This window comes from Massilia sp. Root418 (assembly GCF_001425265.1).
In the GTDB taxonomy this organism is placed as follows: domain Bacteria; phylum Pseudomonadota; class Gammaproteobacteria; order Burkholderiales; family Burkholderiaceae_D; genus Rugamonas.
The window spans coordinates 258,346-273,981 of record NZ_LMEC01000011.1 but is presented as its reverse complement, the minus strand read 5'-3'; the positions used below and the strand labels follow the sequence as shown (position 1 = coordinate 273,981).

14 protein-coding genes are annotated in these 15,636 nt (G+C 66.5%); 9 read left to right on the top strand and 5 right to left on the bottom strand.

Features of this window, described 5'->3' with window-relative positions; translation table 11 throughout:
* Positions 1-51 precede the first annotated feature (51 nt).
* On the top strand, positions 52-2,820 hold the full coding sequence (locus ASC94_RS08775; RefSeq protein WP_056393409.1) for a pitrilysin family protein: 2,769 nt from the start codon (positions 52-54) through the stop codon (positions 2,818-2,820).
* 169 nt (positions 2,821-2,989) lie between these two features.
* On the opposite strand, the gene ASC94_RS34005 is transcribed toward ASC94_RS08775, so the two are convergent.
* The 5 genes from ASC94_RS34005 to ASC94_RS08755 all read right to left on the bottom strand — a co-directional run bounded on the left by ASC94_RS34005 (position 2,990) and on the right by ASC94_RS08755 (position 8,227).
* Positions 2,990-3,118 carry a hypothetical protein gene (locus ASC94_RS34005; RefSeq protein ID WP_267875097.1) on the bottom strand — a complete coding sequence of 43 codons (129 nt, stop codon included), beginning with the start codon at positions 3,116-3,118 and terminating at the stop codon, positions 2,990-2,992.
* Positions 3,119-3,123: 5 nt separating this feature from the next.
* Entirely contained in the window at positions 3,124-4,098 is a 975-nt protein-coding gene (locus ASC94_RS08770) for a quinone oxidoreductase (protein WP_056393406.1), read from the bottom strand.
* Positions 4,095-4,484 (bottom strand): methylglyoxal synthase, encoded by a 390-nt coding sequence (locus tag ASC94_RS08765; protein ID WP_056393404.1) that lies wholly within the window; start codon positions 4,482-4,484, stop codon positions 4,095-4,097. The genes ASC94_RS08770 and ASC94_RS08765 overlap by 4 nt, the downstream gene beginning before the upstream one ends.
* A gap of 28 nt (positions 4,485-4,512) precedes the next feature.
* Positions 4,513-5,430: a DMT family transporter gene (locus tag ASC94_RS08760; RefSeq protein WP_056393402.1), complete on the bottom strand. Its 918-nt coding sequence runs from the start codon at positions 5,428-5,430 to the stop codon at positions 4,513-4,515.
* A 292-nt stretch (positions 5,431-5,722) separates the two neighbouring features.
* On the bottom strand, positions 5,723-8,227 hold the full coding sequence (locus ASC94_RS08755) for an alkaline phosphatase (RefSeq protein WP_056393395.1): 2,505 nt from the start codon (positions 8,225-8,227) through the stop codon (positions 5,723-5,725).
* Positions 8,228-8,411: 184 nt separating this feature from the next.
* On the opposite strand from ASC94_RS08755, the gene ASC94_RS08750 reads away from it, so the two are divergent.
* The 8 genes from ASC94_RS08750 (at position 8,412) to rng (ending at position 15,625) form a co-directional block, all read left to right on the top strand.
* Positions 8,412-9,137, top strand: a complete 726-nt coding sequence (locus ASC94_RS08750) for a YebC/PmpR family DNA-binding transcriptional regulator (protein ID WP_056393393.1) — start codon at positions 8,412-8,414, stop codon at positions 9,135-9,137.
* Positions 9,138-9,204: 67 nt separating this feature from the next.
* On the top strand, positions 9,205-10,473 hold the full coding sequence (gene purD, locus ASC94_RS08745) for a phosphoribosylamine--glycine ligase (RefSeq protein ID WP_056393391.1): 1,269 nt from the start codon (positions 9,205-9,207) through the stop codon (positions 10,471-10,473).
* 187 nt (positions 10,474-10,660) lie between these two features.
* The gene (gene hemF, locus ASC94_RS08740; protein ID WP_056393390.1) at positions 10,661-11,572 is read left to right on the top strand and encodes an oxygen-dependent coproporphyrinogen oxidase; all 912 of its coding nucleotides are present in this window, start codon (positions 10,661-10,663) and stop codon (positions 11,570-11,572) included.
* Between the two features lie 20 nt (positions 11,573-11,592).
* Positions 11,593-12,255 (top strand): nicotinate-nucleotide adenylyltransferase, encoded by a 663-nt coding sequence (locus ASC94_RS08735; protein ID WP_056393388.1) that lies wholly within the window; start codon positions 11,593-11,595, stop codon positions 12,253-12,255.
* Positions 12,255-12,995, top strand: coding sequence for a ribosome silencing factor (rsfS, locus tag ASC94_RS08730; RefSeq protein ID WP_056393386.1), 741 nt, complete (start codon positions 12,255-12,257; stop codon positions 12,993-12,995). The genes ASC94_RS08735 and rsfS overlap by 1 nt, the downstream gene beginning before the upstream one ends.
* Positions 12,996-13,005: 10 nt before the next feature.
* Positions 13,006-13,476, top strand: a complete 471-nt coding sequence (rlmH, locus tag ASC94_RS08725; RefSeq protein ID WP_056393385.1) for a 23S rRNA (pseudouridine(1915)-N(3))-methyltransferase RlmH — start codon at positions 13,006-13,008, stop codon at positions 13,474-13,476.
* A 21-nt stretch (positions 13,477-13,497) separates the two neighbouring features.
* A complete protein-coding gene (locus ASC94_RS08720) occupies positions 13,498-14,118 on the top strand; it encodes a nucleoside triphosphate pyrophosphatase (RefSeq protein WP_056393381.1) in 621 nt (206 codons plus the stop codon).
* 43 nt (positions 14,119-14,161) lie between these two features.
* Complete coding sequence (gene rng, locus ASC94_RS08715; RefSeq protein WP_056393379.1) at positions 14,162-15,625, top strand: ribonuclease G; 1,464 nt, start codon at positions 14,162-14,164, stop codon at positions 15,623-15,625.
* The last annotated feature ends 11 nt before the right edge of the window (positions 15,626-15,636 follow it).

The following is a 15,636-nucleotide window of genomic DNA, read 5'->3' as shown; positions in this document are numbered from 1 at the left end:
ACGGCAATCCCGATCGCGCATGTTTTTATTTAAAACTACAACAGGTGAGAAATGAAGACCACACTGGCGCTCGCGCTTGCGCTCTGCTTTGCGCAGACCATCCCCTCCACCGCTGCCGAAGCGGCCAAGCCTGCGGGTGCAGCCAAGGCCGCGCCAGCCCTCGACCTCAAGCCCTACGCGCTCAACTACAAGAAGTTCGTGCTGCAGAACGGCCTCACGCTCATCGTGCACGAGGACCACAACGTGCCCGTGGTGGCCGTGAACATGTGGTACCACGTGGGTTCGCGCAACGAGAAGCGCGGCAAGACCGGCTTCGCCCACCTGTTCGAGCACTTCTTCTTCAACGGTTCCGAAAACTATCCGCACGGCTTCCGCGAAGCCATGGACGACCTGGGCGCCAGCAACCGCAACGGCACCACCAATACCGACCGCACCAACTTCTTCGAGGACGTGCCGGTGTCCGCGCTGGAGCGCACGCTGTACCTGGAGGCGGACCGCATGGGCTTCCTGGCCAACTACATTTCGAAAGAGATGCTGGAGCGCGAGCGGGGCGTGGTGCAGAACGAAAAGCGCCAGGGCGAGAACCAGCCTTACGGCCGCGTGCGCGTGGAGCAGCCGGCCAAGATGTACCCGTATTCCCATCCGTATTCCTGGACCACCATCGGCAGCATGGACGACCTGAACGCCGCCTCGCTGGACGACATCAAGGAATGGTACAAGACCTACTACGGCCCGAACAACGCCGTCATCACGCTGGCCGGCGACATCACGCCCGAGCGCGCGCTGGAGCTGGTGAAGAAGTACTTCGACGGCATCGCCCCCGGCCCGGCCCTGCCGCGCACCGAGACCTGGATCCCCACGCTGGACCGCAACATCCGCGACGAGATGGAAGACCAGGTGCCGCAAGTGCGCGTCTACCGCGCCTGGCACGCGCCGGCCTGGAAAGACCCGCAGCAGCAGCACCTCGCCCTGCTGGCGGAAGTGCTGGCCAGCACCAAGAGCTCGCGCCTGGTCAAGCGCCTGGTGTACGACAAGGGCCTGGCCACCAGCGTGAGCGCCTTCGCGCGCGGCGGGGAAATCGCCGGCACCTTCCAGATCGTCGCCACGCTCAAGCCTGGCGCGGACCAGGCCGAGGTGGAGCGCGAAATCGACGCGGTGCTGCAGGAACTGCTCGACAAGGGCCCCACCGCTGCGGAGCTGGCGCGCGTGCGCACCAGCACCCTGGCCGACTTCTCGCGCGAGATGGAACGCATCGGCAGCCGCGCCAACCTGCTGGCCGAGAACCAGACCTTCGGCGGCACGCCGGATGCGCACCTGGCCCAGCTGGACGTGATGGCCAGGGCCACCCCGGCCGAGGTCAAGGCCAGCGCCAGCCAGTGGCTGCGCGCGCACCACTACACCATGACGGTCAAGCCGTTCGCCAAGCTGTCCGCCGCCAAGTCGGAACTGAACCGCAAGCTGCTGCCCGCGCTGGGCGCGGCGCCGGACGTGAAGTTCCCGGCCATCCAGCGCGCCACGCTGTCGAACGGCGTGAACGTGATGCTGCTGGAGCGCCACTCCGCGCCCATCGTGAACGTGGCGCTGGCCATCGACGCGGGCGCCGCGTCCGACAGCAAGGACAAGGCCGGCCTGGCCTCGCTCACGCTGGACCTGCTGGACAAGGGCAGCGCCAGGCACAACGCCTTCCAGCTGTCGGACGCGCTGGAGTCGCTGGGCAGTCGCCTCAGCACCGCCACCACGCTGGACCAATCCATCACGCGCCTGCAGGCCACCACGGCCAACCTGGCGCCCTCGCTGCAACTGCTGGCCGAGGCGGCGCTCAGCCCGTCCTTCCCGGCCGACCAGTTCAGCGTGGCCAAGCAGCGCCGCCTGGCGCAGATCGCGCAGGAAAAGGCCCAGCCCACCGTCCTGGCGCAGCGCCTGATGCCGGCCGTGCTGTACGGCGCCGACAGCGCCTACGGCCGCACGCAGTCCGGCTCCGAGCAGAGCGTGAACGGCATGCGCCGCGAGGACCTGGTGCAATGGCATGCCGACTGGTTCAAGCCGGGCAGCGCCACCATCGTCGTCACCGGCGACACCACGCTGGCGCAAGTGAAGCCGCTGCTGGAGGCGTCCTTCGGCAAATGGCAGGCGGGCAAGGCACCGGCCAAGCCGCTGGTGACGGCGCCGGCCACGCAAGGCAAGCGTATCTTCCTGGTGGACAAACCGGACGCGCCGCAGTCGACCATCATGGCGGCGCACATGTCGCTGCCGCAGGGGCAGCCGGAAGACCTGGCGCTGGAACCGGTGATGACCAACTTCGGCGGCATGGCCACCGCGCGCCTGAACCGCAACCTGCGCCTGGACAAGCACTGGAGCTACGGCACCAGCAGCCAGATCGCGGCCACGCGCGGCCAGCGGCCTTTCTTCGTGGTGGCGCCGGTGCAGACCGACAAGACCAAGGAGGCCATGGTGGAAGTGGCCAAGGAGATCAGGGACATCGCAGGCGCGCGACCCATCACGGGCGAGGAATACACCAGCATCATGCGCACGGTGACGTCGCGGCTGGCGGGGCGGTTCGAGACGATACAGTCGCTGGAGAGCGCCGCGCTGTCCACCTTGAACCTGGGTCTGCCGGACGACCATTGGAGCACCTACGCCGCCCGCACGCGCGCGCTGGATGAACAGCAGCTGGCCAGGGCGGCGGCCAGGTTCATCAAGCCGGATGAGGTGGTGTGGATCGTGATCGGCGACCTGCGCAAGATCGAGGCAGGCGTGCGTTCGCTGAACTGGGGCGAGGTCAGCGTGTTGAACGCGGACGGCGTGCCGGTGGGGCGCTGAGGCCGCGGATCGGCGGGTTACGGCGGCATGCGCCGCCTAACCCGCCCCACGTCCTCCCGCGCCAGGCGGCCGGACAACCCGGCGCCCGTAGGGCGGGTTAGCGCAGAGCGCGTAACCCGCCGAGCCAGCCCGCACCGCATCCGGCGGCAGCGATAATAAATCCGCCGCCTCAGCTAAAGTACGCCTCCGAAGCGAACGTAATCGCCACCACAACCAGCACCGCCGTCACCAGCACGGCGAGCAGGCGCCCGAATTTTGGGTTGCCGTCGTCGTCGCTGGATTGGTCTTCTGTGCTCATGGGATTCAAGGTATCAAAATGGACGACCCGGTCGTCTTGCGCGACTCCAGGTCGATGTGGGCCTGCGCCACATCGGCCAGATTATAGCGCTGCTTCACGTTGATCTTCACCTCGCCGCTACTCACCACGCCGAACAGCGATTTCGCCATGTCCTCCAGGTCCTGGCGCTGCGCCGCGTACGACATCAGCGTGGGCCGCGTGATGAACAGCGAACCGCGCGACTGCAGCTCGCCCAGGCTGAACGGCGGCACCGGGCCGGACGCGTTGCCGAAGCTGACCATCATGCCCAGCGGCGCCAGGCTGTCGAGCGAGCCGAAGAACGTGTCCTTGCCGATCGAGTCGTACACCACCGACACGCCCTTGCCGCCCGTGATCTCGCGCACGCGCTCGGCGAAGTTCTCCTTGTTGTAGTTGATGACGTGCGCCGCGCCGTGCTCGATGGCCAGCGCCGCCTTCTCTTCCGAACCGACCGTGCCGATAAGGTTCACGCCCAGCACCTTGGCCCACTGGCACGCGATCAGGCCCACGCCGCCGGCCGCCGCGTGGAACAGCACCGTGTCGCCGGCCTTCAGCGCCACCGTGCGGTGGAACAGATACTGCACCGTCAGGCCCTGCAGCATCATGGCCGCGCCGGTTTCGAAGTCGATCTTATCGGGCAGCACCACTAGCTGCGCGGACGGCATATTGCGCACCTGCGCGTAGGCGCCGTTCGGGCGGCCAGCGTACACCACGCGGTCGCCCGGCTTCACTTCCGTCACGCCCTCGCCCACCGCCTCCACCACGCCCGCGCCTTCCATGCCCAAGCCGGCCGGCAGCGGCTGCGGATACAGGCCGGTGCGGAAATACACGTCGATGAAATTCACGCCGATGGCTTCGTGGCGCACGGTCGCCTCGCCGGGTCCCGGCGCGCCCACGTCCACGTCCACATACTCCATCACTTCCGGCCCGCCGGTGCGGGTCATGCGTATTGCCTTGCTCATGGAGCCTCCTTCGCTTGACGTTGCAATTGGGACAGAACCAGGTGCGCCGTCGACACATTGGTGGCGCAAGCCACATTGTGCACGTCGCAGGCGCGCACCAGCGCATTGATGTCCGGTTCGTGCGGCTGCGGGGTCATCGGGTCGCGCAGGAAGATCACCGCGTCGATGCCGCCCTCCACCAGCATGGAGCCGATCTGCAGGTCGCCGCCGAAGGGGCCGGAATGCTTGCGGTCCACCGCCAGGCCCAGCTCGCTGACCAGGCGGCCGCCGGTGGTGCCGGTGGCGGTCAGGGTGCAACTCCTGAGGAAATCGACATACTCGCCGGCCAGCTTAATCATGTCGTCTTTTTTCTTGTCGTGGGCGATCAGGGCAATGCGGGGTTTCATAAGGGCATCCATCAGAGAGTTGAGAAGGCTACTTTTTCGACAGCAGATATATCCCCGACAGCACCAGGGCGGTGCCGCCCAGTTGCCAGTCGGTGACCGGCTCGCCAAGGATCAGCGCGCCGAGGAACAAAGTGGACACCGGGCCTATCATCCCGGCCTGCGACGCGGTGCCGGCGCCGATGCGCTGCACCGCGGTCATGGTCATGAACACCGGCAGCACGGTGCAGAAGATGCCGTTCACCAGCGACAGCCAGTACACCGGCATGGGCTGGATCAGCAGCGCGGCCGGGCGCAGGATGAAGAACTGGGCAATGCAGGCCACGCTGGACACGCACATGGCGTAGGCCACCAGGCGCAGCGAGCCAAGGCGCTTGACCATCTCGCCCGAGAACAGCAGGTAAAGCGCGTAGGAGCTGGCCGAGCCCAGCACCAGCAGCGAACCAAGGCCGATGTCGGGTCCGCCGCCTTTCAGGTCATGCAGGAACACCATCACGATCCCCGCATACGACAAGGCCAGCGCCAGCCACTGCTTGCGGCTGATGTGCTGCTTCAGGAACAAGGTGGAAATGATGAGGACGAAGGTGGGCGTGAGGAACAGGATCAGCCGCTCCAGGCCCACCGAGATGTACTGCAGGCCGAGGAAGTCCAGGAAGCTGGACAGGTAATAGCCGATCAGCCCCAGGCCGACCAGGCGCCAGCGGTCGGCCCAGCTCAGCGGCGCCTCGGTGCGCATTTTCCACAGCGCCACGGCGGCGAACACCGGCAGGGAGAAAATCATGCGGAACGCGATCAGGGTGACCGCGTCGATGTGATAACGGTAGAGCAGCTTGGCCACCACCGCCTTGGTGGAAAACAGCACCGCACCGCCGATGGCGATGGCGAGGCCGCCGAGATAGGCAGAACGGTGCAAAGAAGACTGGCCCGGGGCAGTTGCGCTTTTATCCATCTTGCGATTGTAAAGCGAAAGCCCGAACCCCGCTGGCAGCAGCCTGAGCCGCATTCCTCCCAATTCGGGGTCAGACCCCGAAGTGGGGGAAAATGCGGCTCAGGCTGCCAGTGCAGAAATGGCTACACGGCATGCCGAAACGTTCCCGCCGACAAGCAGCACCGCGTCCGGCTGCGCGCTTGCCCCATCTTTTCCCTATGACGCTCTTCCTTAAAGCGAGTTGAGCCGCATTTTCCCGAATTCGGGGTCAGACCCCGAAGTGGGGGGAAATGCGGCTCAGGCTGTGTAGGAGTTAGCTGATGGCGACGGCGGGGGTGCCGGCGGTGACGGTGGCGGTGGTGGTGCGCGCGATCACGGTGGCGGGGGCGGCGCCGCCCACCAGCTTGTTCACCTGCTTGAACTGGGCCACCAGCTTGCCCGGCGTGAGCGTGACCACCGTGTAGCCTTGGGCGTCGGTGTTCAGGTGCTTGAGCCAGGGGTTGTTGCCCAGGCCCGCCAGCTGCTGCGCCAGCGGCAGCAGCTGCCCGCTGAAGCCGCTGTCGGCTTTCAGGCCGACCAGCAGCGCCGCCACCGTGCCGTCCAGCTGGGCTTCGGGCAGGCTGCGCGCCAGGGCGCCGCGCAATTGCACGCGTACCTGGTCCAGCAGGCTGTCCAGCGTGGGCGCGGCCTTGCCCATGGTGTAGTCCAGCAGGTTGACGCTGATGCCGACCGTGCCCAGGCCGGGCACCGGCAGGCTCAGCGGGTAGGAGACCAAGGTGGCCAGGTCGCCCAGGCTGGCGGCCGCGTCCTTCAGGTAGGTGAAGAAGGAGTCCGAGCTGACGCCGGCCGACACCAGGTCCACCATCACCGGCGTGCCGCCGCCGGGCGCGTCGTAGTCGTCATGCACGGCGCCGGCGAAGAAGGAGTGGATGTCGCCGGTGAGCGCCACCACGTTGGCCACGCTGTTGGCCTTCAGGTGCGCCATCAGCGCCTTGCGCTCGCCGTTGTAGCCGTCCCACTGGTCGCAGTTGAGCAGGAAGCGGCGGAAGTACGGCGCCAGCGCGGCCTGCTTGCCGGACGCGGTGACGAAGGGCGACTCCACCTTCTTGACGATGATGTCCGGCTTGATCCAGCCGAAGGCGATGAACTGCGCGGCGGCGGCGGCCACGGCGGCGGGCGCGCTGCCCGCTGCCACGGCGTTGCCGGCGGCGCCGAACGCGGCCACGGCCACGCTGGCTGCGCCAATGTTCAGCCCGGCGCTGGCGGCGGCGGTGATCTGGGTGCTGGTGTCCTTGCCGGCGGCGGCGGCCGCTGCAATAGCCATGGCGCCGGCCTGCGCCTGCGCCGGCGCGGCTCCGGCGGTGGCGGCGCCCACGATGGCGGAAGCCAGCGGCAGGCTGCCGCCGGCCAGCGGCGCGGTGCCGGCGATGGACGTGGCCAGCGGCGTAACCGAGGCGAGCGCCAGCAGGGTGGCGATGGCGTCCGTGCCGCTCAGGCCCATGCGCAGCAGCGACACTTCATTGCCCCACAGCTTCCAGGTGGCAGTGGCGGACTTCATCTTGTCCATCCACCAGGCGCGCTGGGTGCTGCCCAGCATGCTCACCAGGGCCAGCGGGTCGCTGCCGGCCTTGCCGGCGGCGGCGACCTTGGCCGCCTCGGCGCCGTTGTAGATGTCCTGCGCCACCATGTAGCGCGTGCCCACGCTGCCCAGCGGCGCGCCGGTGGCGGGGTTGGGGCTGGACTCGGGAATGGCGTGGTCGGCGCGGTACAGGCGCTGGTCCGTCATCACCAGCTGCATCAGGGAGCCGAACTGGAAGTCGCGGTAGATCTGGATGTTCTGGAAGCCGGCGCCGGCGGTGTCGAGCGTGACGTCGGCCGGCATGTACTCGAACCAGGCCTGGTTGGCGTTGCGGCGCCGCTGCGGCGCGTGCACGTCCAGCGCGCCGGCCTGGGTTTCATAAGTTTGCGTGTCCTGCCAGGCGTCGTCCGAGAATTCGTGGTCGTCCCAGATGGCGATGAAGGCGAAGCGCTCGTGCACTGCCTGCAGACGGGTGTCGGTGCGGTATTTCTTGTACAGGTAGCGGTAGTCGGCCAGCGAGCTGGCGTACTTGGCGCCGCTGCTGCCGCTCTTGAAGGTGCCGTCCGGCAGCTTGAGCGCGTCGTGCCGCGTTTCCACCGAGCCCACCTGGAAGCTCTCGCCCACGGTCTCGTAGATGTAGTCGCCCAGGTGGATGATGAAGTCCAGGTTTTCATTGGCGGCGATATGGCCCAGCGCGCCCCAGTGGTTGATGCTCCAGTCCTGGCAGGTCAGGTAGGCGAACTGCAGCTGCGCCACGCTGGCGCCGGCCGCCGGGGCGGTCTTGAAGCGGCCCACGTTGGAGCGCACCTCGCCGGCGGCGAACTGGTAGTAATAGGTGGTGTTCGGCAGCAGGCCGGTGAGCTTGTGGCGGATGGTGTTGTCGTACTGCGCCTGCGCGGCCACCTTGATGTTCACCAGCAGGCTGCCGGCCAGCGCGGCCGGCGTGCCGATGGCCTTGCTGTTGTCCTCGCTGCTCACCAGCAGGCGCACCACCACGTCGTCCCCGGCGGCGACGGCGGCCACCGGGTCCAGCCCCGAAGGTACCACGCGGGTCCACAGCAGGATGCTGTCGGCGCGCGGATCGCCGGAAGCCACGCTTTGCGGGAAGGTCCAGCTGCTGCCGGTGGCGGGCGGCAAACCGGGCTCGGCATAATCGCCGCTGCCGCAGCCCGCCAGGCCGCCGCTGGCGGCCGACACGGTGATGAAACCGCCGAATTTCAGAAACTGCCGTCTATCCATTTTGTTCCCGCCTACAAAATAAAGTGTGGACGGAAAGCTTAGCAAAAACTTATTTCACTGCGGTGACAGGTGATGACTATATTGCATGACCCGGCGAGCCAGCCGTGGCGCCACGGCGGTTTTTCAGAGGGGGCTTATGCTAAAATACCGGCCTCACTGGCATACCGTCGAAGGAAGATTGAACATGGCTGGACACAGCAAATGGGCCAATATCAAGCATAAAAAGGCCGCAACTGACGCGAAACGCGGCAAAATCTGGACCCGCCTGATCAAGGAGATCACCGTGGCGGCGCGCATGGGCGGCGGCGACATCGCCACCAACCCGCGCCTGCGCCTGGCGGTGGACAAGGCGGCCGATGCCAATATGCCCAAGGACAACGTGCAACGCGCGATCACGCGCGGCACCGGCGGCGAAGACGGCGCCAACTACGAGGAAGTGCGCTACGAAGGCTACGGCATCGGCGGCGCGGCCATCATTGTCGACTGCATGACCGACAACCGCGTGCGTACCGTGGCCGAAGTGCGCCACGCCTTCAACAAATACGGCGGCAACATGGGCACCGAAGGCTCGGTGGCCTTCATGTTCAAGCATTGCGGCCAGTTCTTGTTCGCGCCCGGCGTGGACGAAGACAAGCTGATGGAAGCGGCGCTGGAAGCCGGCGCCGAGGACGTGGTCGCCGACGAGGAAGGCGGCTTCGAAGTCATCTGCGGCCCGCACGATTTTTCCGCCGTCAAGGACGCGCTGGAAGCGGCCGGCTTCAAGGCCGAAGTGGCCGAGATCATCATGAAGCCCGCCACCGAAACCGTGTTCACCGGCGACGACGCGGCCAAGATGCAAAAGCTGCTCGACGCGCTGGAGAACCTGGACGACGTGCAGGAAGTCTATTCCAACGCCCTGATCGAAGACTGATCGCGGCCTCCCGGTATTTCACGGCGGCCGCAGGGCCGCTCCCCAGTTTTACATTCGGAACGGTCTTATGAAAATTTTGGTAGTCGGCTCTGGCGGCCGCGAACACGCCCTGGCCTGGAAACTGGCCCAATCGGAACGCGTGCAGATGGTGTACGTTGCCCCCGGCAACGGCGGCACCGCGCTGGATGCGCGCCTGCAAAACATCAACATCACCGACCTGCACGAACTGGCCACGTTTGTCGAGAACGAGCACATTGCGCTGACCGTGGTCGGCCCTGAAACCCCGCTGGCCGCCGGCATCGTCAACCTGTTCCGCGCGCGCGGCCTGAAGGTGTTCGGCCCAACGCGCGAAGCGGCGCAGCTGGAATCGTCGAAGGACTTCGCCAAGGCCTTCATGCAGCGCCACAGCATCCCCACCGCCGAATACCAGACCTTCTCGGACGTGAAGCAGGCCCACGCCTACATCGACGCCAAGGGCGCGCCCATCGTCATCAAGGCCGACGGCCTGGCTGCCGGCAAGGGCGTGGTGGTTGCGCTGACCCTGGAAGAAGCGCACCAGGCGGTGGACCATATGCTGGCCGACAACCGCTTCGGCGACGCCGGCGCGCGCATCGTGATCGAGGAATTCCTGGCCGGCGAGGAAGCCTCCTTCATCGTCATGTGCGACGGCAAAAACATCCTGCCGCTGGCCACCTCGCAGGACCACAAGCGCCTGCAGGACGCCGACCAGGGCCCGAACACCGGCGGCATGGGCGCCTACTCGCCCGCCCCCATCGTGACCCCGGCCATGCATGCGCGCGTGATGCGCGAGATCATCAACCCCACCATCGCCGGCATGCACAAGGACGGCATCCCGTTCACTGGCTTCCTGTACGCGGGCCTGATGATCGACGCGGCCGGCAATCCGAAGACGCTGGAATTCAACTGCCGCATGGGCGATCCTGAAACGCAGCCCATCATGGCGCGCCTGAAGACGGACCTGCTGGCGGTGATGGAACACGCCGTCAACGGCACCCTGGACGCGGTGGAACTGGAGTGGGACCGCCGCACCGCCGTGGGCGTGGTGCTGGCCGCCGCCGGCTATCCGGACAGCCCGGTCAAGGGCGACATCATCGACGGCATCCCGGCCGAGACGCCGGAATCGGTCACCTTCCACGCCGGCACGGCGCAGGTGGACGGCAAGCTGGTGACCAACGGCGGCCGCGTGCTGTGCGTGGTGGGCCTGGGCGACAGCATCAAGATGGCGCAGAAGCAGGCTTACGAAGCGGTGGACAAGATCCACTTCGACGGCATGCAGTACCGCAGCGATATCGGGTGGCGCGGGTTGAAGCACTGAGCACGCATTGGCGGCGCAGTGGCGGGTTACGCGCTGCGCGCTAACCCGCCCTACGCCCTACCGCCCTACGCCGTCAATAATTTGCGGTATCCCCGGGGTTCCGTAGGGCGGGTTAGCGGCGCAGCCGCGTAACCCGCCGCGCGCCGCATGCTACAATCCCGTCCTTCCACTTTTTTCCCACCGCACGATGTCGTCCACGCCCTCCCCTGCCGCTGTCAAGGATTACCTGCTCGACCTGCAGAACCGCATCGTGCTGGCGCTGGAACAGCTGGACGGCGTGCCCTTCCTGCGCGACGCGTGGGACCGCCCCGAAGGCGGCGGCGGCATTTCGCGCCTGGTGGAAGAAGGCAATGTGCTGGAGCGCGGCGGCTGCAATTTCTCGCACGTGATGGGCGCGGCCCTGCCGCCGTCCGCCGCCGCGGCCCGCCCGGAACTTGGCGGCCGCGCGTGGGAAGCCACCGGCGTGTCGCTGGTGCTCCATCCGCGCAATCCGTACGCGCCGACCGTGCACATGAACGTGCGCTTTTTCAGCACCACGGCGGCCGACGGCACGCCGGTATGGTGGTTCGGCGGCGGCATGGACCTGACGCCGTACTACGGCTTCGAGGAAGACGCCCGCCATTTCCACCAGACCTGCGCCGATGCCCTGGCGCCGTACGGCGACGAACTGCATCCGCGCTTCAAGCGCTGGTGCGACGAGTATTTTTACCTGAAACACCGCAAGGAAGCGCGCGGCGTGGGCGGCATCTTCTTCGATGACTTCAACGCCGCCGGTTTCGAGCAGAGCTTCGCCATGGTGCGCAGCGTGGGCGACGCTTTCCTGGCCGCCTACCTGCCGCTGCTGGAGCGCCGCAAGGACACCCCGTACGGTGAACGCGAGCGCGACTTCCAGGCTTACCGGCGCGGCCGCTACGTCGAATTCAACCTTGTCTTCGACCGCGGCACGCTGTTCGGCCTGCAGTCCGGCGGGCGCACCGAAGCCATCCTGATGTCGATGCCGCCCATCGTGAAATGGCGCTACGACTGGCATCCCGAGCCCGGCTCGCCGGAAGCGGCGCTGTACACCGACTTCCTGCCGCACCGCGACTGGCTGGCGTAGTGCACACAGTGCCCGATGCCATGCAGCCCGCCCCGGCCCGCCGCATCGCCCTGCTGGGAGGTACATTCGATCCGGTCCATGAAGGCCACGTCGCGCTGGCGGCGCATTTCATGCGTTTGCTGCAAGCCGACGAACTGATCGTCATGCCCGCCCTGCCCTGGCAGAAGGCGGCGCTCAAGGCCAGCCCGGAACAGCGCGCCGAGATGGTGGAACTGGCCTTCGCCGGCCAGCCCTTCCCGGTGACGGTGGACCGCCGCGAGCTCGAACGCGGCCAGCCGACCTACACGGTGGACACGCTGCGCGGGCTGCGCGCCGAACTGGGGCCGCAGGCCTCCATCGCTTTCCTGATGGGGGCCGACCAGCTGCAGCGGCTGGACACCTGGCACGACTGGCAGGCGCTGTTCGGGCTGGCCCACCTGTGCGTGGCGGGCCGCCCCGGCTTCCGGCTGGACGCCCTGCCCGAGGCAGTGGCACAAGAATTCGCCCGGCGCGCGGCTGCGCCGGAGCAGATAGGAAAATCGCCGTCTGGACTGACGTGCATGGCGCCCGACCTGGCGCTGGACATCTCAGCCACCGGCATTCGTGCGGCGTTACAACGCGGAAATGGGCCGGTCTCGCCAGCCTTACTTATTCCGCCGGTAGTGCTAGACTATATTGAACAACATAATCTTTACAAAGAATAATGGATATTAAAAAACTGCAAACCGTTGTCGTGGACGCCCTGGAAGACGTGAAAGGCCAGGAAATCGCCCTGTTCGACACCACCCACCTGACCAGCCTGTTCGACCGCATCGCCATCGTGTCCGGCACCTCGAACCGCCAGACCAAGGCCCTGGCTGCCTCGGTGCGCGACAAGGTGAAGGCCGCCGGCGGCGACGTGATCGGCATGGAAGGCGAGGACACCGGTGAATGGGTGCTGGTCGACCTGGGCGACATGATCGTCCACATCATGCAGGCGCCGATCCGCGCTTACTACCGCCTGGAAGAGATCTGGGGCGACAAGCCGGTGAAACTGGGCGCGGCCAAGCGCAAGTCCACCACCGAAGGCGCCGAAGCTGCCGCGCCGAAGAAAGTGTCCGGCCACCTGGCTGCGGGCAAAAACGAAAAGGCCGCCGAGCCTGTCATCGAGAAGAAAGCCGCGCCTGCGCGCAAACCAGGCGTGAGCCGTGCCAAGCCGAAGGCTGCCGAAGACGGCGCCGTGGCAGCGAAGAAGCCGGCCGCGCGCAAGAAGGCCGCTGCACCGGTGATCGACCCGTCTATCCCGGAAGGCAAGAAAATCAAGGTCGGCGCCACCAAGTCCCTGACCGCGTCCACCAAGGCCAACCGCGAAGAGAAGGCCAAGGTTGCCTCCAAGCTGAAGGCGGCAGCGGAAGCACCGGCCAAGACCGTGATCAAGCGCCTGAAAAAAGCCGCTGCTGAATAAGGCGAAGTAAGTGCAGCTGATTATCGCGGCGGTCGGCCACAAGATGCCGGCCTGGATCGAATCCGGCTTTGCCGAGTACACCAAGCGCATGCCGCCCGAGCTGCGCATCGTGCTCAAGGAAATCAAGCCGGTGGAGCGCTCCGGCAGCAAGACCGCCGCCACCGCGATGGCGCTGGAGCGCGAGCGCATCGAGGCGGCGCTGCCGAAGTCGGTGCGCATCATCGCGCTCGACGAACGCGGCAAGGACTTGACCAGCGTGGGCCTGTCCCAGCAGCTGGAACTGTGGCAGCAGGACGGCCGCGACACGGCCTTCCTGATCGGCGGCGCCGACGGGCTGGACCCGGCGCTCAAAGCCCGGGCCGAAGGCCTGATCCGCATTTCCAGCATGACGCTGCCGCACGGCATGGTGCGCGTGATGCTGGCCGAGCAGTTGTACCGCGCGTGGACGATTACGCAGAACCACCCTTATCATCGCGTCTAAAACCATAACAGAACGAACGCCATGAAACAGACCGCCAAGAAGATCTATCTCGCTTCCAAGAGCCCGCGGCGGCGCGAGCTGCTGCGCCAGATCGGCGTGGATTTCGAACTGCTGCTGCTGCGCAGCGACGGCCCGCGCGGCGCCGACGTCACCGAGAATGTGCTGCCGGGCGAGCAAGCTTATGACTACGTGGGCCGCGTGGCAGCCGAAAAGGCAGCCTTCGCGTGGAACCTGGTGCAGCGGCGCCACCTGGTGTCGCGCCCGGTGCTGGCAGCCGACACCACCGTCACGGTGGACGGCGCCATCCTCGGCAAGCCGGCCAGCAAGGACGAGGCGGTGGCCATGCTGGAGCAGCTCTCCGGCCGCACCCACCAGGTGATGACGGCCATCGCCGTGCACCACCACGCGCTGGCACTGCAGGTGACGCAGGTGTCCGAAGTGCGCTTCGGCCAGCTCTCGCCGGCTTCCATCCAGGCTTATTGCGCCACCCAGGAACCCTACGACAAGGCCGGCGGCTACGGCATCCAGGGCCTGGCCTCGCTGTTCGTCGAGCACATCGAGGGCAGCCATTCGGGCATCATGGGCCTGCCGCTGTACGAAACGGCCCAATTGCTGCGCCAGGCAGGTTTGCCGTTGCCTTGATACCGGGTATGATCTTTGTTCAGAACAATAGCGGCAACACGACATGAACGAAGACATCCTCATCAACATCACCCCCCAGGAAACCCGGGTCGCCCTGATACTGCAGGGCGCCGTGCAGGAACTGCACATCGAGCGCACGTTGACGCGCGGCCTGGCGGGCAACGTCTATTCGGGCAAGGTGGTGCGGGTGCTGCCGGGCATGCAGTCCGCCTTCATCGACATCGGCCTGGAACGGGCCGCCTTCCTGCACGTGGCAGACATCTGGGAAGCCCGTCCGCACGACGGCCGCGACGCCGCCCCCACCCCGATCGAGAAGATCCTGTTCGACGGCCAGGTGCTGACGGTGCAGGTGATCAAGGACCCGATCGGCACCAAGGGCGCGCGCCTGTCCACCCAGATCTCCATCGCCGGCCGCATGCTGGTCTACCTGCCGCAGGACAACCACATCGGCGTATCGCAGAAAATCGAAAAGGAATCCGAGCGCGAGTCGCTGCGCACGCGCTTGCAGGCTCTGCTGCCGGCCGAGGAAAAAGGCGGCTACATCGTGCGCACGCAGGCCGAGGACGCTTCGGACTCCGACCTGGCGGCCGACGTGGACTATCTGCGCAAGACCTGGGCCGCCATCACCCACGGCGCGCGCACCCTGCCCGCCACCAGCCTGCTGCACCAGGACTTGAACCTGGCCCAGCGCGTGCTGCGCGACTTCGTGCACGACGAGACTGCCACCATCCAGGTGGACTCGCGCGAGAACTACATCGCGCTCACCGAGTTCGGCAAGACCTACACCCCCAGCGTGCTGCCGCGCCTGCAGCACTACACCGGCGAGCGGCCGCTGTTCGACCTGTACGGCGTGGAGGAAGAGATCCTGCGCGCGCTGGGCCGGCGCGTAGACCTGAAGTCCGGCGGCTACCTGATCGTCGACCAGACCGAAGCCATGACCACCATCGACGTCAACACCGGCGGCTTCGTGGGCGGGCGCAACTTCGCCGACACCATCTTCAAGACCAACCTGGAAGCGGCGCACGCGATCGCACGCCAGCTGCGGCTGCGCAACCTGGGCGGCATCATCATCCTGGACTTCATCGACATGGAGAACGCGGAGCACCGCGCGGCGGTGCTGCTGGAGCTGAAGAAGACCCTGGCGCGCGACCGCACCAAGGTGTCGGTGAGCGGCTTCTCGGCGCTGGGGCTGGTGGAAATGACGCGCAAGCGCACCCGCGAGTCGCTGGCCCACATCCTGTGCGAACCGTGCCCTGCCTGCGCCGGCAAGGGCCAGGTAAAAACCTCGCGCACCATCTGCTACGAGATCCTGCGCGAGCTGCTGCGCGAAGCCAAGCAGTTCAACCCGCGCGAGTTCCGCATCCTCGCCTCGCAGGAGGTGGTGGACCTGTTCCTTGAAGAGGAATCCCAGCACCTGGCCATGCTGGGCGACTTCATCGGCAAAAAGATCTCGCTACAGGTCGAAAACTCCTACCACCAGGAACAGTACGACGTGATCCTGATGTAACATCCACCTGC